General features: G+C 37.1%; 20 protein-coding genes. 13 read left to right on the top strand and 7 right to left on the bottom strand.

All coding sequences use genetic code 11. The annotated features are described in order from the left end of the window. Window positions 1-213: 213 nt before the first annotated feature. Complete coding sequence (locus ACLKML_RS10250; protein ID WP_413285248.1) at window positions 214-1,341, top strand: zinc-binding dehydrogenase; 1,128 nt, start codon at window positions 214-216, stop codon at window positions 1,339-1,341. 171 nt (window positions 1,342-1,512) lie between these two features. Here ACLKML_RS10250 and ACLKML_RS10245 read toward each other — a convergent pair whose 3' ends face one another. Then, entirely contained in the window at window positions 1,513-2,853 is a 1,341-nt protein-coding gene (locus ACLKML_RS10245; RefSeq protein WP_413285247.1) for a sigma-54 interaction domain-containing protein, read from the bottom strand. A gap of 387 nt (window positions 2,854-3,240) precedes the next feature. Between ACLKML_RS10245 and ACLKML_RS10240 the strand changes: the two genes are divergently transcribed. The 6 genes from ACLKML_RS10240 to ACLKML_RS10215 all read left to right on the top strand — a co-directional run bounded on the left by ACLKML_RS10240 (window position 3,241) and on the right by ACLKML_RS10215 (window position 7,477). Further along, window positions 3,241-3,789: a BON domain-containing protein gene (locus ACLKML_RS10240; RefSeq protein WP_317718251.1), complete on the top strand. Its 549-nt coding sequence runs from the start codon at window positions 3,241-3,243 to the stop codon at window positions 3,787-3,789. Between the two features lie 76 nt (window positions 3,790-3,865). Beyond that, window positions 3,866-4,036 carry a DUF1328 domain-containing protein gene (locus ACLKML_RS10235; protein ID WP_413285246.1) on the top strand — a complete coding sequence of 57 codons (171 nt, stop codon included), beginning with the start codon at window positions 3,866-3,868 and terminating at the stop codon, window positions 4,034-4,036. A gap of 8 nt (window positions 4,037-4,044) precedes the next feature. Next, window positions 4,045-4,242, top strand: a complete 198-nt coding sequence (locus ACLKML_RS10230; protein WP_317718253.1) for a hypothetical protein — start codon at window positions 4,045-4,047, stop codon at window positions 4,240-4,242. An 87-nt stretch (window positions 4,243-4,329) separates the two neighbouring features. Continuing rightward, window positions 4,330-4,758: a hemerythrin domain-containing protein gene (locus ACLKML_RS10225; RefSeq protein ID WP_413285245.1), complete on the top strand. Its 429-nt coding sequence runs from the start codon at window positions 4,330-4,332 to the stop codon at window positions 4,756-4,758. Window positions 4,759-4,885: 127 nt separating this feature from the next. Further along, window positions 4,886-6,499: a diacylglycerol kinase family protein gene (locus ACLKML_RS10220; protein ID WP_413285244.1), complete on the top strand. Its 1,614-nt coding sequence runs from the start codon at window positions 4,886-4,888 to the stop codon at window positions 6,497-6,499. Window positions 6,500-6,568: 69 nt separating this feature from the next. Continuing rightward, the gene (locus tag ACLKML_RS10215) at window positions 6,569-7,477 is read left to right on the top strand and encodes a mechanosensitive ion channel family protein (protein ID WP_413285243.1); all 909 of its coding nucleotides are present in this window, start codon (window positions 6,569-6,571) and stop codon (window positions 7,475-7,477) included. Between the two features lie 66 nt (window positions 7,478-7,543). Here the strand turns inward: ACLKML_RS10215 and ACLKML_RS10210 are convergent, their stop codons facing one another. Beyond that, window positions 7,544-7,957, bottom strand: coding sequence for a hypothetical protein (locus ACLKML_RS10210; RefSeq protein WP_317718257.1), 414 nt, complete (start codon window positions 7,955-7,957; stop codon window positions 7,544-7,546). A 402-nt stretch (window positions 7,958-8,359) separates the two neighbouring features. On the opposite strand from ACLKML_RS10210, the gene ACLKML_RS10205 reads away from it, so the two are divergent. The 6 genes from ACLKML_RS10205 (at window position 8,360) to ACLKML_RS10180 (ending at window position 12,379) form a co-directional block, all read left to right on the top strand. After that, window positions 8,360-8,608, top strand: a complete 249-nt coding sequence (locus ACLKML_RS10205) for a hypothetical protein (protein ID WP_413285242.1) — start codon at window positions 8,360-8,362, stop codon at window positions 8,606-8,608. A gap of 48 nt (window positions 8,609-8,656) precedes the next feature. Continuing rightward, entirely contained in the window at window positions 8,657-9,157 is a 501-nt protein-coding gene (locus ACLKML_RS10200; protein WP_413285241.1) for a hypothetical protein, read from the top strand. Further along, window positions 9,141-9,389, top strand: coding sequence for a hypothetical protein (locus ACLKML_RS10195; RefSeq protein ID WP_413285240.1), 249 nt, complete (start codon window positions 9,141-9,143; stop codon window positions 9,387-9,389). The genes ACLKML_RS10200 and ACLKML_RS10195 overlap by 17 nt, the downstream gene beginning before the upstream one ends. A gap of 85 nt (window positions 9,390-9,474) precedes the next feature. Then, window positions 9,475-10,497 carry an AI-2E family transporter gene (locus ACLKML_RS10190; RefSeq protein ID WP_413285239.1) on the top strand — a complete coding sequence of 341 codons (1,023 nt, stop codon included), beginning with the start codon at window positions 9,475-9,477 and terminating at the stop codon, window positions 10,495-10,497. 152 nt (window positions 10,498-10,649) lie between these two features. Further along, window positions 10,650-11,747 (top strand): class I SAM-dependent DNA methyltransferase, encoded by a 1,098-nt coding sequence (locus tag ACLKML_RS10185; protein ID WP_413285238.1) that lies wholly within the window; start codon window positions 10,650-10,652, stop codon window positions 11,745-11,747. After that, the gene (locus ACLKML_RS10180) at window positions 11,744-12,379 is read left to right on the top strand and encodes a hypothetical protein (RefSeq protein WP_413285237.1); all 636 of its coding nucleotides are present in this window, start codon (window positions 11,744-11,746) and stop codon (window positions 12,377-12,379) included. Before ACLKML_RS10185 ends, ACLKML_RS10180 begins: the two co-directional genes overlap by 4 nt. Before the next feature lie 13 nt (window positions 12,380-12,392). On the opposite strand, the gene cobA is transcribed toward ACLKML_RS10180, so the two are convergent. The 5 genes from cobA to ACLKML_RS10155 form a co-directional block, all read right to left on the bottom strand. After that, on the bottom strand, window positions 12,393-13,151 hold the full coding sequence (gene cobA / locus ACLKML_RS10175; protein ID WP_413285236.1) for a uroporphyrinogen-III C-methyltransferase: 759 nt from the start codon (window positions 13,149-13,151) through the stop codon (window positions 12,393-12,395). 112 nt (window positions 13,152-13,263) lie between these two features. Then, window positions 13,264-14,073, bottom strand: coding sequence for a nitrite transporter NirC (gene nirC / locus ACLKML_RS10170; RefSeq protein WP_413285235.1), 810 nt, complete (start codon window positions 14,071-14,073; stop codon window positions 13,264-13,266). Between the two features lie 162 nt (window positions 14,074-14,235). Beyond that, window positions 14,236-14,559, bottom strand: coding sequence for a nitrite reductase small subunit NirD (gene nirD / locus ACLKML_RS10165; protein WP_413285234.1), 324 nt, complete (start codon window positions 14,557-14,559; stop codon window positions 14,236-14,238). Window positions 14,560-14,561: 2 nt separating this feature from the next. Then, a complete protein-coding gene (nirB, locus tag ACLKML_RS10160; RefSeq protein ID WP_413285233.1) occupies window positions 14,562-17,168 on the bottom strand; it encodes a nitrite reductase large subunit NirB in 2,607 nt (868 codons plus the stop codon). 314 nt (window positions 17,169-17,482) lie between these two features. Then, the gene (locus tag ACLKML_RS10155) at window positions 17,483-18,004 is read right to left on the bottom strand and encodes a DUF2058 domain-containing protein (RefSeq protein WP_413285232.1); all 522 of its coding nucleotides are present in this window, start codon (window positions 18,002-18,004) and stop codon (window positions 17,483-17,485) included. Window positions 18,005-18,591: the final 587 nt, after the last annotated feature.

Raw genomic sequence — 18,591 nt, 5'->3', positions numbered from 1 at the left:
ATATTGATGTAACTCGGTCTTATTATTGTCTAAAAGGCAATAGTGATTCACATTCTGCTTTATATATCATTAGATTGAAACAAGTAATAATGTGGAAAATATGCTTAGCCTTAGTAAAAATTGAGCTTAGATAAAACAAAAGTTCAATGACAACAGAATGAGACAATAAGGCGATTGATTTAAAAATTGAATTATTTTCAGGAGAAAATCCAGATGACAGAGACAAATACCCAACTGATTTCAACCATTAATCAAGACAATACATTAACATTGGCTTTGCAAGATATTCCGATGCCGCAACCTTCTGCCGATGAAGTGGTGATCCGTATTGAAGCTGCGCCATTAAATCCGTCTGATTTGGCAGTGTTGTTCGGCGCAGCAGATATGACAACAGCAAAGCAGTCTGGCTCAGATAAAAGCCCTGTTATCACTGCTGATGTTCCAGCTCAGTTGATGTCGTCAGTAAAAGCGCGAGTAGATAAAGCAACGCCTGTGGGTAATGAAGGTGCTGGTATTGTGGTTGCAGCGGGTTCATCACCTGCCGCACAAGCGTTAATAGGTAAGATGGTTGCCGTTATTGGTGGTGGAACGTATCGTCAATATATTTGTGCGAATGTACAAAGTTGCTTAGAGTTAAAAGAAGGAACAACTGCTAAAGAAGGCGCTTCTTCTTTTGTCAATCCATTGACTGCACTTGCTATGGTTGAAACTATGCGTGCAGAGGGCCACAAAGCACTCATTCATGCTGCTGCTGCTTCTAATCTTGGTCAAATGCTCAACCGTATCTGTCTTGCTGATGGTGTGGATTTAATTAACATTGTACGTAAGCCAGAACAAGAAACTTTACTGCGCGAGATGGGCGCTAAATACGTTGTTAATTCTAGTAGCGATACGTTTCTTACTGATTTAACGGCCGCAATTACTGAAACGGGAGCAACCATAGCGTTTGATCCTATTGGTGGTGGGCAATTAACCAGTGATATTTTAAATTGTATGGAAGTTGCTGCAGCACGCGATTTGAAAGAGCACAGCGTGTATGGCTCTGATACGTACAAACAAGTTTATATTTATGGCGCATTAGACCGTGGTCCAATTACTTTACATCGTAACTTTGGTTTTGCATGGGGCATAAACGGATTTTTGTTATTCAATGCACTAGGAAAATTAGGCACTGAAACGGTTGTTGCGATGCGTAAACGTATTGCGGAAGAAATCAGTACAACATTTGCTAGTCACTACACTCATGAAGTGTCATTAACCGAAGCGTTGCAGTTAAAATCGATAGCAGCTTATTCTAAACAGGCTACTGGTGAAAAATATCTTATTACTCCTCAAAAGTGATTATCTTGGAAGTTATTGCTTTGACAGTGACGTGAGATGATTTTAGAACGATAAAAAGTAGCGAAGCCGAATAAAGAGCAAAGCTACTTTTTCTTCTTGTACAGTCTTTCTATTGAACAAGTGAATTATTATGGTAATGATATCATTCAGATAAGATATTACTGCACAACACTATTCTTGGTATTTATCTAGTTTGTTATAAAGCGTTTTTACACTTATCCCTAAGTCTTGAGCGGTCTCTGTTTTATTGCCTTCGTTTTCTTCTAGCGTATTTATAATGGCTGCTCTTTCAATCTTTTCTAACGATACGCCAGCAGGAACCATGTCTTCTACACTTGTGCCAGTTTCTAGTGGTGGAGTATCAAAAATCAAGTGCTCATCTTTGATTGTTTCATCGGCCAATATAAAAGCTCTCTCAATACAGTGCTTTAATTCTCTTACGTTGCCTGGCCATGAATGATTGGCTATTTTTTGCAAGGCAGAGTTAAGAATGTTTTTTGCCGATGCTTCATTAGCGTTGCGATGAGCAATAAAGTGCTTAGCTAAACCAACGATATCATCGCTTCTTTCACGTAACGGTGGAATAAGAATAGGAAAGTGTGCCAGTCTAAAATACAGATCTTCTCTTAAAAATTGTTCTTCAATAGCAATTTGTGGGTCTCTATTCGTGGCAGCGATAATGCGAGTATTGGCCATATTGAGAGCGTTACTGCCAACGGGCCTATATTCACCGGTTTCTAATACTCGCAATAATTTGACTTGATGTTCGAGCGGCATTTCGGTGATTTCATCTAGAAATAGAGTGCCGCCTTCTGCTTGCTTAAATACCCCTTGGTGAGCTCTGTTCGCGCCAGTAAACGCGCCTTTTTCATGACCAAACAATTCACTATCGACTAATTCTGGGCTGATCGCTCCACAGTTGATGGCGATAAAAGGTTGGTTTTTTCTATCACTAGCAAGATGAATGGTTTGGGCTACAAGTTCTTTTCCTGCTCCACTTTCACCAACAATTAACACGTTTGCCTCTGTTTTGGCAACTCTTCTTAATACCCGATACAGTTTATGCATTGGTCTGGATGAACCAACCAACATACCAAACTGATCAAGATCACTAGTTGATACTTTGCGACCCGTTTCCTGCTTTTGTAGGAAGTACTGACTAAAATCCGCCAGAGTATCTTCTAAAATTGGCATATCGACAGGCGTCCGGTAGTGAAAAATAGCACCATGATTCATCATCATATCTAGATTTTCATTGGGTTTGCCGGAACTAATGATAACCAAGTCCATGTCATCTAATTCAGTTGTATTAGATAGTCGAGTAAAATCTTGGTTAGTAAAATGAGATACTTCAATAATGGCTGCATTTGGCTGGAGTTTTTCTAGTTTATCAATCCAATGCTCTTTTGTTGTACTTTGAACAGGTTGGAAATTTTTTAACTCATTCAGAGAGCTGATCTGAGCCAACAGAGACTCATCTACTAATTCTATAAACAGTGTCGGCAATGACATGATTAAACTCTCTTAATTATATGAAGATAAACCGAATCGAGAATAGCACGAAGCCTTTCAAATACAAATCTATCATTTAGTGATGACGCAATATGACTAAAATATTTAAAATATAAATGTTCCCATAAAATAGTGATGAAATAATGAACTACTAATTGTTATTTATGTGTCATGTTATTTTTATAGTGACTCAGTATTACTAATGAATATATTTTTCTCTGGGTAATAAATTTTACAATCTACCTATGTAATTTATACACACTCTAAGATGAGTAATAAATTATATTGGTTCTTATTTTGTTTTATTTTTAATTAAAACAGTAACTTAAAGTTTTGGCACGTTGGTTGCTATCTTATAAGTGTTGTATTAATAAAAGGAGAAAAATAATGAAACACATCTTAAGTAAAGTTGCTCTTATTACTCTAGTTACAACTGCATCTTCTACTGTTGTCGCAGATAGTATGTGGAAAGAGGATACGTTAGATGCATGGATAGATGGAAAAGCAGAAACCACTTTATTGTTGAATTCAAGTTTAAATTCTTTTGATATCAATACAGTTGTTGAAGACCAAGTTATTACTTTAACTGGATCGGTTGACAATAATACAGAAAAAGCTCTAGCGCAGGAATTAGTATCAAGTTTAGATGACGTAAAATCAGTTGATAACCAATTAACAGTAATCAATAAAAATGAACAACAAGAACAAGAAGTCATGGATGTTTTAACCGATACCAAAATTACCACAGTCGTTAAAACTCGATTATTAATGAATTCTGAAGTGAATGGTACTGACATTGATGTAGAAACAAAGGATCAAACCGTCGTATTAAAAGGTACGGTAACATCTAATAGTGAGCATGAACTCGCCTTAGCTATCGCGAAAAACACTTCAGATGTTAATAATGTAATCGATAAAATAAAAGTGACTTATTAATATCTTTATTGATTATTAGAATCGTTATTTAGCATAAATAAAATTATTACATTAATTAAATAAGCGAGATGAAATTATGATTCGTTGGGCTTTAATATTTTTTGTTGTTGCAATAGTTGCCGCTTTGTTTGGCTTTGGTGGTATTGCAGGTGCAGCAGCGACAGTAGCTAAAATAATATTTTATATCTTTGCTATCTCATTAGTTATATCGATGGTGATGATGTTAATAAATAGAAATAAGCGCTAGGAGAAAATATGAATATCAAATTAATCACTTATCGTTTTTTGACTGTTATTGGTCTTGTTTTTGCCCTTGCGGCGTGTAGTGGGGAAGGCTCAATGGAAAAAGCAGGCGAAGAAGTAGATGAATTTGCACAAGATGCAGGTAATGCAATTGAAGATAGCTGCGAAAACGTAAAAGAAGAACTGGGCGCAGAAGATCAAGACTGTTAGATATCAAACTGAAATGCAATTAGAACAGCTTGATTGATAAGACGTTAATTTAGATTTTACGATGACCAGATAAGGTAGGAAGTAGAAATGAAAAATATATTTGATGTACTTAAAGATAGCCATGAGAAACAAAGGTTACTTATGGATGCACTACTGAAAACCTCGGGAGATACTCAGGCAAGACGGGAGTTTTATACTAGTCTTAAACAAGAGTTAACTCATCATGCCGCGGCCGAAGAACGTCATTTTTACGCACCGCTCATTGCAAGTGATCAAGCAATTGATCTGACCCGACATGGTATTGCAGAGCATCACGTTATTGACAAAGTGATTGCTCAGCTTGATGACACTGAAATGTCTTCGCCTGCTTGGCTCACATTGATGAAAACTTTGCAGCATAAAGTGGATCATCATTTAGAAGAAGAAGAGCAGCGTTTCTTTCAAACGGCAGGAAAGGTTTTAGATAATGAACAGAAAGAAAAGTTAGCTCGACGATATGAAGCAGAGATGGCTTAGTTTCTTATTTATTTACCATCCACATCTAGCCGTAAGTGTGTTGTATTAAACAGTGAATCGCTAGCTTGAGGTAGATAAATTTAGGGGAGCGTAAATGCTCCCTTTAATTAATGCATAGAGAAATATTATGTTTATTATTAAATATTATATATTTATCGCTGTTGCTTGTTGTGTTGTAGCAATACTTAGCCCTTACTTTTTATTAAGTATGTTATTTTTATGGTGTTCATTATCTATGTCAGTAGTCAGTGCTGCTTATATTTTTGATATCCCTTCAATATTCAGAAAAAGTAGTGATGGTAAAATATCTTGGTGGATTCGCTGGGCATTTATTCCTTTTTTTCTTGGTGCTAAATTATATAATGCCAAGGCAATAAAAAGAGACAAAGTTGAACCTATACAAAAAATAGCGGATAACTTGTATGTTTCTCGGCGTTTATTTCCATCTGATTTAGCCTTTCTTGATTCTCAAAATATTAATTGCATAGTCGATGTTACCGCTGAGTTTGCTGGGCTAGAAAGTGCTATGGCAGATGAAAAATTTCATTATTTCAATATTCCCGTTTTAGATCATAAAGTTCCTAAAGCACATCACTTAAAACATATGTTGAATTGGATTGATACCCAAATCAATCAATCAAAATCGGTGGTCGTTCACTGTGCGTTAGGTCGTGGTCGTTCTGTATTTGTAGTGGCAGCTTATTTACTTGCCAAAGATACGTCACTAACCGTTGATCAGGCATTAAAGAAAATTAATGATGTACGAAGTACCGCTAGGCTAAATAACCTCCAGTTAGAAACATTGCGTGCCATTAGCGAGAAAGGGAAGCTCGGATTTCAATCTAAAAGTAGTTTGATTGTTAATCCAGTTTCTGGTGGCGGAAAGTGGCAAAAGAATGAACAGGACGTGATCAGGCAATTAACTCGGAAATATAATCTTGATATTTTGCTTACAAGTGAAGAAGTTTCTGCCACGACGTTAGCTAAACAGGCGATGAAGGAAAATCCAACTCAGATTATTGTATCGGGTGGTGATGGAACGGTTAGCGAAGTTGCGCAACAAATAATAACAACCGATATTAAGTTAGGTATTATCCCTTTAGGTACAGCAAATGCGCTATGTCACGTGCTATACGGATTTGCAACTAAATTAACGCCAGTTGAGAAAGCTTGTGAAGCCATTCTTTCCGGAAATACCAAAAAAATCGATGTAGCCTACTGTAATGACAAATTAATATTACTTGTTTTAGGTATCGGCTTTGAGGAACAGATGATCGATTATGCTCATCGAGAACAAAAAAATTCAATGGGACAATTCGCCTATTTAACCGGTTTTTTCAATGCGGTGGCGGATGGTAAATCTCAGAATTTTCAGTTATCTGTTAATGGAAAACCCGCTCAAGATTATGATTTACAAAGCTTAGTTATCGCTAATACCTCTCCTTTTAGTACCGTTCTTGCTCAAGGTGGAAATACGCCTGAGCCTGATGATGGTCGGTTACACGTGACCTATTTGGAAAATACTGATTCATTAGGGGATAGAGTGCTGGCTTTGTCCGACATTCTGTTCACAAGTTTTGGTGCAAAAGAACAGGCTGACCATTTTGATTATCTTTCAGCAGAACAAGTAACTATCGATTCAGATCAACCTATCGATTATGTCATTGATGGAGAACCTTATTCGGCTGATTCACTGAACATTACTATTCAGCAGCAAGCCTTAACAGTATGTGTTGCTTAATCATTCATATGTTTATTTAGATGAAACTGAGAGTAGAAAAATAAAATTTATATAAAAGAGAGGGTAGAAATGAAATTGGATATTTCTTTCGATCTTGAAAAATTCACGCAATTAATAGAAGGGAAATTAGAAACCTGGTTAGTTGAAGCAATAAAATTAATACCGAATCTTATTGTTGCTATTATAACGCTTATTTTTTTCATTTTTATCGCTAACTTAGGCAGTAAAGTTTTCAATAATTTGAGTAATAAAGTTGTTGATTCTAACCAAGTGAATAATTTACTGTCATCCATTGTTAAAGCAGCCATTGTTGCAATCGGTTTTTTTGTTGCGCTAGATTTTATTGGTTTACAAGGGACCGTTACTTCATTACTTGCTGGTGCCGGTATTCTTGGTCTCGCTATTGGTTTTGCTTTTCAAGATATGACAGAGAACTTGATATCTGGGATAACCATGAGCATTCGTAAACCGTTTAAGATTGGCGATATTATACAATCGAATGATGTTATGGGGACGATAGTTAAAATTAATTTACGTAATACCTTAGTAGAAACCTTTTCCGGTCAACATGTGATGATTCCGAATAAGATGGTATTTCGTAATATTTTGACTAACTATAGCCGTAAAGGTGTCAGAAAAATTGAAATTCCAGTTGGTATCTCTTATGCCGATAGTCCACAAAAAGCAGCTGAAGTGATAACAGAAGCACTGAATAAAAAACCATATATTGTTAATAAACAAGATACTGCGGTTTATGCATCCAGTTTTGCAGATAGTAGTATTAATTTATTAGTTTGGTTTTGGATAGAATATCCAGGTGAGTTTGGTTATATGGATGTACAACATGATGGTATCATTACCATTCATAATACCCTTTCTGAAGCAGGTATTACTATACCATTCCCTATACGAACATTAGATTTTGCGGCGAAAGGTGGCAAAACGTTATCTAGTTGCCTTAATCATTCATCTGATTAGGCGTTGCGGGTTAGTCTTCTCTGGATAAATGAAAAACGTCAAGTGTAAAAGCTTGACGTTTTTGGTTTATAAGTGTTTTGCTATTTCGTCATTTTCAACTTGTAAAGCGGCGACCCAATAAGATAAAAATGAAGACATATGTTGGTTGTTAAATGTTTTGATTGTGTTTTTAAGAAAGCCTATCAGGTTGAGATTGCTTGTATACATATCATTATAATTTAATATTACAGGTGGGGCCTCTTCTATCACGTGCGTTGAATTTATATTGGTCTCTTTAATATTGAATGTACGAATAATTTCATCAATCATTGAATGCTCTATCTTCATGAATCGACTCGCTGCTCTAAATAAATTTCCATTGCTTCGATTTTCGATTAAATTGATGCATGAGATATAATGTCTTTTCAGCTTAATTAAAACATCACCGACACCTTTATAGTGAATTTTTTCAGGTGAGTCATTCCTCTTTTTTAGTAACATATTATTACTCCTTCTCTAAGCGTATTTGATATTTTCTATCCGTACTTGATTACTAAATATATTTACTTTCTTTTATATAAAAGCACCTTTTGTGCCAGTTTTGTTTCTATTTAAACAACGAGTTATAGCTTTATGTTTATATTTGGTTTTAATTTAATGTAAAAAATACATTTTTACATTAGTAAGTTTGAAAATATTACATAGTAAGTTGTCGTTAAGTTGTTTTTTGTTCCTAGAATTCTTTTGTTTTTACTGATTTTTGGTACTTTTTAGACCATGTGATAACTTGGCACGAACTTCGCTTATATGTAATGGAGAGTTTAATAAATAATATTCATTTTTATTATTTGGTTATTAAATTAAGAATATTAAATTTATATTAACTGCAAAAGGAGAAGTGTTATGCCTAGGTCAAATACTCAACAATCGACAGCGAAGAAAAAAGCAGAAGATGCTTATGAAAAAGCAGAAGAAGCTACGGCAGAAACAGTAGAAAATATTAAAGATCAGGTTCAAGAGAAATTAGAAGCAAGCTCAGAAAGTGTCAAAAATGCTACGCAGCAGGCAGAGAATTTAATTAAGGAACGTCCTTTGCTTAGTGTTGGCTGTGCCTTTTTAGCTGGCTGGGCTGTTTCAAAACTAATTAAATAGTCGTAAACAATGACGTCTACCAAAACCGGTGACTAAGAGACAACCATCATGACGACAGATAAAACGAATGATTGTTCAACAACCGTTAATGACAAGCAGCATGAGAAAATGATGGATGATTTCAATCGCTCAGTTGCGGAGTTAGATGGACTTTGGCAAGAATTGCTCAAGTTACAGGTTCATTCTAAACAATGGTCTAAATCAACGATCGAGCTGTTTTTTTTAGAGTTAAGTAACAGCGTTGCCGCTTGTAAAAGAGCGGTTGCTTGTCAGCTTATCTTCATTAGTTTATTCATGATGTTTTTATTTAGTGCTTCGGTCGGTGTTGGAGTAATGATTTACTCCTTCACTTCTAACCTTGCCGTGAGTTACGGTGGATTTATTTTATCACTAGGTCTCATTCTTGTGGGCCTAGTGTTATTTCAAAAATACGTTATGCAATTCATTGGCTTTCATCATACTAAACAACAGGTTGAGGAGGGGATAGATGTTCTCGCTCAGTTCGCGTCGAAAAAAAGTCCTAAGGAAAAGGTTGGAGGGGAAGAGTAGAGCAAGACAAGTTGCTCTTTGTCTTGGTCTGGTAGCCTTCAAAGGAAAAACATACTTTGAAAAACACCCATTACATGTATTGGCTATTGCGTTATTAGGTGGAATGGTATGTCGTCACACTAAACGACTCAATGGATCTCTGATTAATCTTAACCATATTAATTTGGTTGCTAACACACTTAAAAACGGCGCATTAAAAAATAGCGAGTTAAAAAACAGTACAAAAAATTAAATCGTTACATCATTCAAAAATTCACTGCTCATAGATAACTATACTTCTGATCCTTTTTAGGAACGCCATATTTTTAGGAACGTCAATGATTAATAAGTCTTACCACCGTGCTCTCAGTTCACTATTCATGATAGCGTCTATATTGATGATATTGGTGACGGCGTTATATGTCGCTAAACCACTTTTGCTACCTATTATAGTAGGGGCTTTTATTGCCTTATTATGTGGCCCGTTAGTCAACTATTTAGTTCGCTTTGGTATTCCTAGAATGATCAATGTTATTGCGGTTTTATTTGGTTTGGTGGCAGTTATAGGAATTGGTTTAAATATTTTGAGTGAACCAGCACAACAATGGTGGTCTAAACTCCCTCTGTTTTTAGAAAACGTTTCTAATGAAGTGAACGAAGTTACCCAAAATAGCAATGAAGATTCAGCCTCTAGTCTGCTTGTGAATAGTTCGGTTGCAAACGACGGCTTAACAAATAACACCGCATTTTCAATAGTGAAGTCAGTACTTACTACTACACCAACCATTGTTTATCAGATGATGATAGCGTTGTTCATGGCTTATTTCATGATGAATTATGGCCGACAAATATACGCACGAGCATTAACGTTATGTACGAATTTTTCAGATAAACGAAAAGCGGTTGAGTTGGTAAAAGTCGTGCAAAAAGACCTTTCTCGGTATCTCGGCTCGATCACTCTAATTAACATAGCGCTTGGGTTTGTTGTTGGGTGTGTTTTCTATGCTATGGGACTCAAAGATCCTTTCTTGTGGGGCGCTTTTGCAGGCTTGATGAACTATATTCCATATCTTGGCCCTATGGTTTCAGTGACATGTTTTGCATTAGTTTCATTTTTACAGTTTGAGTCATTGAGTTACGCGCTAACTGTTGCGGCAATTTTTTTAGCCATAAACTTAATTGAAAGCCAGATGGTGACACCGATATTATTGGGCAAGCGTTTTAGCTTAAACCCATTGATTTTATTTATCTGGTTAGTCTTCTGGGGCTGGTTATGGGGAGCGATGGGGATGTTAATTGGTGTTCCATTATTAGTGTGTATTAATGTACTGTTCGAACAATTAGCTTATTTTCGAAAATAGAGCCTTCGAAAATACAGATTTTGAAAATATAGCTTTTGCAAATATAGCTTTTGAAAATATAGTGTTAGTCGATGAAGATTGAGACTATTCAATTGACCACTATGTTCTAACGTTTAGAATGTTCTCAATTCAAATTGTCAGGAATTAGAGCAATGGCTAAACGTCATGCTATTAATATCAGTTTTGTTTCCAAAATATCTCGCTGCCAAGAGCTCATTATGTCTCGAAGTGGCGCAGACGATTTATATGAAATTATTAAGATATTGTTTATAAAAAGTATTTGTTCTAATAAGTGGGTTGATTTTTCTCATGCCAATCAGCTACTACAAGCGAATGAAAATAAGGTTTCGGGTTTTGTAGAAGGCTCGGTCTTATTCGTAATGGGCCATGATGTATTCGATGATTGCTGGCAAGTGTTAAGTGATGAAGACACCAATCGACTCGATTACTATACATTTGACGCGGTATTTGAACAATTAACATCACATAAGTACAAGTCGAATAAAGGGCAATATTTTACGCCACGTAATGTGGTCGATTTCTGCATTCAATCGTTAAATATTAGCAAAGGAAGTTCGGTGTGTGATCCTGCTTGTGGCAGCGGTTCTTTTTTGAAATCGAGTTATGATTATCTCGATGGAGTAGGAACATTTTTTGGCTATGATATCTCCTCACGAGCAGTAAAAGTATCTAATTTGATGTCGTATTTGTTATGTAACAATGCTTTATATATCAATCAGCTAGATTCATTAGAAAAAAGCCATCATGACATTACGGCTCGCTATGATGTGATTGTTGCTAATCCACCTTTTGCCGGTGATGTAACAGACAGCCGTTATGTTAAAAGTTATGAATTGGCCGCTATGTCTAAAGGGCGAGTAGAAAGAGATGTGCTGTTTTTAGAGCGATGTGTGCATCTGTTGAAGCCTAATGGGAAATTAGCGATTATCTTACCAGACAATAAAGTCTCTTCATCACGATTTAGCTATGTTAGGCAATGGCTTTTATCCCATCTAGCAGTCAAAGCGGTGGTGAGTTTGGACGCAAATACCTTCAAACCTTATACCAGCCAAAAAGCGGTAGTGATTTTTGCACAAAAATTAGAAAGCACTCAAAACACCATCGCTTTTTATGTCTCTTCTCAGTCTGGTAAAAATGCTTCTGGGGAGTTTATTGTGGTAGACGATAATATTCAGCAAGATTTAGGCGAAATTGGGGACGATATTATTCCTCTTTGGGAGGAAAAATGAAGAAGTCACTGATTAATTGTACTGATTTAGGTAAGCATTTCTACTTGTCTCCCGAGTATTGGTATTCAAAAAAAACAGCAACAGAGAGCTTGCAAGGGACTGAATTAATAGAGATAGCTAGTTTGGTTAAAAAAGGCAGCAAACCTGATTTACAACGAAGCTTAGTATTAGATACCTCATGCGCCGATAAAGGTTTACTGCATATTGCTCCTTTTTTATTTGCAACCAGTAAAACAAGTAAGAGTTATAAAAAAAGGGTAGAAGAAGGCGTGGTACTAGTCTCTAGACTGCGTTCTTATTTGATGCAAGTAACCTATATTCCACATGGTATAAAGCAACGATTGGACGTTGATACTCTGTATTGTTCAACGGAGTTTTATATATTAAAACCTAAAGTTAAAGGGGATGATATTGCTTTTTTAGTACCATGGTTACTGAGTGAGTCAGTGCAGAAAATTTTTACTGATGCGACAGTAGGTGGACATCATCCCCGTTTTGGGGATGATTTATTAATGAGCTTAAGGATCCCTACATATTATATCGACAATAAACAGCAGTTGAATGATAAAGTGGTAACGTGCATAAATACTAGTTTAGATTCGCAGATGACAATGCGAAATCTGGTTAATTAGCTAAATGGGCTAATTAACTAAACCAAGCAAGTTTCTCATGCAGTTGTGTTACCGAACCAATGATTATAAGCGCAGGGCTTTGAGCTTTTTCCGCTAATTGAGGTAAGTTCTCTAACGTACCCGTGTACACTTTTTGTGTATCTCTAGTGCCGTTTTCAATAATGGCACAAGAGGTTTCGCTTGATAAACCATTTGTGATAAGCCGAGTTTGGATGTTTTTACACTGTTTCAAACCCATATAAAAAACTAAGGTATGGTTAGTTTGAGCGAGTGAAGGCCAATCGATATCCTGACCATTTTGTTTTAAGTGGCCGGTTACAAATTGAATACTTTGAGCATGGTCTCGATGTGTCAGTGGGATACCGGCATAAGCTGTTGCTCCCGCTGCGGCTGTAATTCCCGGTACCACTTGGTAAGCCACATCATTTTCGGCCAGTGTTTCTAACTCTTCTCCTCCACGACCAAAGATAAAAGGATCCCCTCCTTTTAGCCTTACCACGTGTTTCCCTTCTTGAGCTTTTGTCACTAGTAGTTGATTGATCTCGTCTTGAGGGACACAGTGAAAATCCAGTTTCTTTCCGACGTAAATCATTTCTGCGTGGTCATTGGCTAACGAAAGAATATCGGTAGAGACCAACCGATCATAAACAACCACATCTGCCGTTTGAATGACTTTTAGACCTTTAACCGTTAATAAATCTGGATCGCCAGGACCAGCACCAACTAATGATACTAGTCCATTAATTCCTGATGCGTTAAATTGAGATACCATCGAATTACCTGTTTTCGTGTAATGTGCTTAAGAGCAGAACCCTTACAGTGTTTCTGCTCTTACAGATAAGGCATTTTATAGCGTTAATCTATTATATAATAGCGTTAATTTACTACGATTGAGCGTGTTGGTAATCCACTTGCGCCTCTTTCACTGGGCGTTCAGACTTAGGTGTCGAATACCAATAACCCAAGCCCATAAAGACAGCACCAGATACCGCATTACCTAAAGATACCCACAATAAGTTGTGTCCAATCCCAGACATTGAATAGCCTTCGGCAGAATGACCAAACCATGAAAGAGCAAATATGGTCATATTAGCAATGGAATGCTCGTAGCCAGAGGCGATAAACGCAACTAAACACCACCAAATTGCGATAAAACGACCTGCGCCAGTTTCACGTTGGCACATCCAAATAGCCAAACATACTAGCCAGTTACATAAAATACCTTTGAAAAACAGTATCATTGCTGGTGCAGTCGTTTTGGCTAAAGCGACTTTATGAATTAAACTTGTTGCATCAGGTAGCAATTTGCCACCGCCAGCATAGAGATATAACCAAGCAACAAAAACAGAGCCGATTAAATTCCCTAACCAGGTCATCGGTAAAATAGTAGCATTATCAGTCCAGGTTATTTGTCCAGTTTTAGCACCAAAAGCCAGAAACATAGTGTGTCCAGTGTATAGTTCAGAACCCGCCATAATCACTAGAGTAAGAGCAATACCAAAAAATGATCCCATGACTAATGGACGTATTGATGGGTCGACTAAATTTCCCAAAGTAAAAATTAATATAATACCTAGTCCAACATAAGCTCCTGCCATTGCAGAGCTAATCCAAAACCCTAACGGATTGTCTTTTAGTAAATTTTTAATGCGTAGTGCGTTGTCACCACATTTTTTTATCGGTTCTGCGTACATTTGGTCTTTCCTTTAAATTTAAAATCAAATAGAGAGAGGCTCCTAATATCCAAATACATTGGAGAAACCTCTTAGCTATTTAATCTCGAACTTCTTAGCTATTTAGACTAGAACTGGTCAATTGAGTTATCTTCGAATTTTTAGGTAAATAAAAAGACGACTCTAGCCAGAAATTTCCACAATACCGGTTGCTACGCGAGCTTTGTAAGCTTTGATATTAAAGCGTTCATCTTCCATACACGCTCCCGTTTTTAGATTGAAACGTTGCTTCTTAAGCGGACTTGCAACCCAAAGTTCACCATTATGTTCAGCGAGTAAGCCTCTCGAAAGTACATTCGATTGCAGAAATGGGTCGGTATTACTGATGGCGAAAACTTCTTCCACTTCAGTTGGTCGGAAAATGGCGATTTGTTGGTCATCGATAAGTGCACATACACCTGTTCCCGGGATGATGTCATTGATGTCACAGACTTGTTGATAAGACATAATTATTTCTCCAGCTCTACATGTAGAATGTTGCCTTTGGCATAAGGTTTTTTCTCAGCCAAGGTTGCAGGTCTATGTTGGTCACGCTCTGGTACAAACACCACATTGTCATCTCGTTTTTCGCTATTAATAAAGTGAGCAAAGCGCTGTGTTGGATTTGGTTGAGATTGGTCATTGATAGTTTCTGTCCATTCACAAGCATACTGTTCAATCAGGTTAGCAATGTGCGTTTCTAGTTGATCATTGAGACCAAGCTTGTCATTGACAATGACATCACGTAAATAATCGATGCCACCTTCTAAGTTTTCTAACCAGACAGAGGTTCTTTGAAGTGGCGCGGCTGTTCGAATGTAGAACATCATAAAACGGTCGATGTACTTGGTGAGTGTTTCTTTGTCTAAATCTGTTGCTAGTAGATCACCATGACGTGGTTTCATTCCGCCATTGCCACAAACATACATATTCCACCCGGCATCCGTTGCAATAATACCAAGGTCTTTACCTTGTGCTTCTGCACATTCGCGAGTACAACCCGACACACCAAATTTCATTTTGTGCGGAGTACGAATACCTTTATATCGATTCTCCAAATAAGAGCCTAAGCCAACAGAATCTTGCACACCGTAGCGACACCATGTTGAGCCAACACAGGTTTTAGCCATACGCAATGCTTTAGCGTAGGCTTGACCAGTTTCAAATCCTGCTTGAATTAATTTGCCCCAAATTGTTGGTAGATCATCTTTTTGCGCACCAAATAAGCCGACTCTTTGTGCCCCGGTTATTTTGGTATAAAGGTTATATTCTTGTGCCACTGCGGCTAGGGCGGCTAAGGCTTTTGGTGTAACTTCACCTCCTGCCATACGTGGGATAACAGAGTAGGTTCCATCTTTTTGGATATTGCCAAGAAAGTTATCGTTTGTGTCATGCAGTTTTACGTGCTGTGGCTTGAGAATATGCTCTCCCCAACAAGAGGCTAGGATAGAACCCACCAGTGGTTTACAAACCTCACAACCGTAACCTTTTCCGTACTTTTTAATCAGTTCATCGAATGTTTTTATTTCTTCAATACGGATTAAATGGAGTAACTCTTGACGAGAATAAGCAAAGTGCTCGCAAATGTTGTTAGTGACTTCTACGCCTGATTTGACCAATTCTGCATTTAGTACCGAAGTAACTAAAGGTATACAACCACCACAGCCAGTACCAGCGCCCGTGACGGCTTTAATATCTGCCAGAGTATGGTGACCGTCGGCGACCGCTTGTGATATTTTTGCTTTGGTGACGTCAAAACATGAACAAATTACGGCGGTTTCAGGTAATGAATCTGCACCAAGTGTTGGTTTTTCTGCGCCTGCGTGTGCAGGTAAGATTAGGCTATCTGGATGTTCAGGAAGATCAATCGCGTTGAGTTTTAATTGTAATAAATCACCATAATCCGAAGTATCACCAACTAAAACTGCACCTAAAAGCTGCTTACCATCCTCGGAAACGATAATACGTTTATATATATCTTGTTCTTCATTTTGATAGACATAGCTTTTGCATCCTGGAGTACGACCATTGGCATCGCCAATAGACCCAACTTTTACGCCTAACAGTTTAAGTTTTGCGCTCATGTCAGCGCCTTCAAATTGGCTTTCAGGGTTTATTTGGTTTTCGTTACTGGCTAAATTGCTTTGACTGTTAATTAAGTGGTCAACGGCGACTGTTGCCATTTTATAGCCAGGAGCAACTAGGCCAAAGAACGTTTCATTCCATGAAGCACACTCGCCGATAGCATAAATATTATGATCAGAGGTTTGACAATAATTGTTAATAGCAACGCCACCACGTGACGCGATATCCAGTTCCATCTGTCGTGCCAATTTGTCTTGTGGGCGAATGCCCGCAGAAAAGACAATAAAGTCGACTTCAAGCTCCGTATCATCAGCAAATTTCATTGTGTTACGGGCATTTCTCCCTGTAGGAAGGATCTCAAGTGTATTTTTGCTGGTGTGGACTTTTACACCCATACGTTCAATTTTACTGCGTAACTGATTGCCACCTTGAGGATCGAGTTGTTCAGCCATTAATACTGGTGCAAATTCTACGACATGAGTTTCAACACCTAATGCTTTTAGAGCTCCAGCCGCTTCCAAACCAAGTAAACCACCCCCGATAACAGCACCGTTTTTGCTTTTACTTGCGCAATTTTCAATGGCTTTTAAATCTTCAATAGTTCTATAAACAAAACAATCTTTATTATCGTTACCTTTGATTGGCGGTACAAAAGGATAAGAACCGGTTGCCAATACGAGTTTGTCGTATTGAATTTCTCGACCAGAGCTTGAGTATACCGTTTGGTTTTCTCGACTAACGTTGATCGCTCGTTCACCGATTAAAACCGTAATATTGTGTTTGTGGTAAAAGCCTTCTTTAACCAGTGATAGCTCGTCTGCGGTATGGTGTGAAAAATAAGAAGAAAGATGAACTCGGTCATACGCAACTCTAGGTTCTTCACAAAAAACAGTAATATCAAACTCTGATGCATTTGTTTTATCAATTAAATCTTCGATATATCGATGGCCAACCATGCCATTGCCGATGACAACTAGCTTCAACTTGCTCATTTGGTTTCCTAAGGTTTTATTTTATCTTGAGCGTATTGTTGGCCATGAAATAAAATTTAAAAATGATGTAAATCAATTACGAAATCAAACTATCCTAAAGTGGTATAAATGAGAGGTTAAGCATAAAGTTGAGTAAAATCAGCTATTTGTATTACTAATAAAATTAAGTTTTTAGTTGTAAAATTACAGAATGGAAAGTTTGCGATTGTAATGTTACAGGATGGGATACGGTATTTTGTGTTATTTTTCACTAAGTTGAAAAAAGAAAAGGCAACGAGTTAGTTGCCTTTTCAATGGAAATACTATTTTGATTGTTACCACATAAGATCATCTGGTATGACAAATTCAGCATAGGGATCGTCTTCAGCGAGTGATTCTTCGGAAGAAGATTTATTTTCTATAACGGCTTCAGCATCTCTTTCTGCAATTTTATAAGCAACCGAAGATGGGATCACTGCGTAGCTATTGGCGGATTTCGCTATAGATAAAACACCGCTAATCAATTGAGCTCTTACTTCGGCAGTTACATAAACAGATTTAATAAGGGTTCCATCAGTAAAGTTGTATTTTATTTCTCCATGCGCCAAATCAACTTGATTCATTTCGATAAGCTGTTTGACTTGTGCTTTCATCTCTTTACTGAGTTGTTGCTGTGCCCTTTGTTCACTGAGTTCTTTATCCCGCTGTCGTTGAACCTGCTTTTGTTCTTCTACAGCAGCCTTAGCTTCTCTAGCTTGAACCCTTGACTTTTTTGAACCTTTTTGAGCTTTTTTTAGTTTCTTTTCATTTACCAAGCCAGCTTTAAGCAACTGGTCTTGTAAGCTTAATTTTGCCATTTTGATTCCAAGTTGGTTTTTTACTATTTTCTCATTTATTACTGTAATTACCACTCATAATTAATTAGCAAATTTAAATATTCTAGTATTGCTTGATGATATTGATAAAAAATCACATTGTGGGATTCTAGCGCCCATTGTCAATTATACAAAAATCAGTCGAATTTATAGCCGTTTTGAACAGTATAATGTTTAACTAAGATTAAGTTGGCAAACCGTAACGAGACATAAAGGAAAAGTACTTAGAGTTAATGTTACTTAAGTAAAGAGGATTAAGCTGCTGATGGCGGAGTAATGATTGCATTTACTCCAGTATGTCATCGACATGGTAATACATAAAATTGTTACGGGTTAGATTGAGAAGATGCCGAAGTAATTATGGATTCGTTCTGATACCTGGTTAGTTTAAAAGTTCCGTAAGTTTGCACTCATAAGTTATGTTTCAATTATTATTCTCATTATTGAGACGTGTTGATGAAATTATGTGATAAACTAACATATTGTAGAAACACTTATGGATACTTTTTTTTAATATTAGTAGCCTATACTTGAGTGCAAAATATAAATGCACATACAAAATTGAAAAG

Origin of the sequence: Vibrio sp. MA40-2, assembly GCF_047302445.1 — a bacterium.
Taxonomy (GTDB): Bacteria; Pseudomonadota; Gammaproteobacteria; order Enterobacterales; family Vibrionaceae; genus Vibrio.
This window is presented reverse-complemented; position numbering and strand designations above follow the sequence as displayed.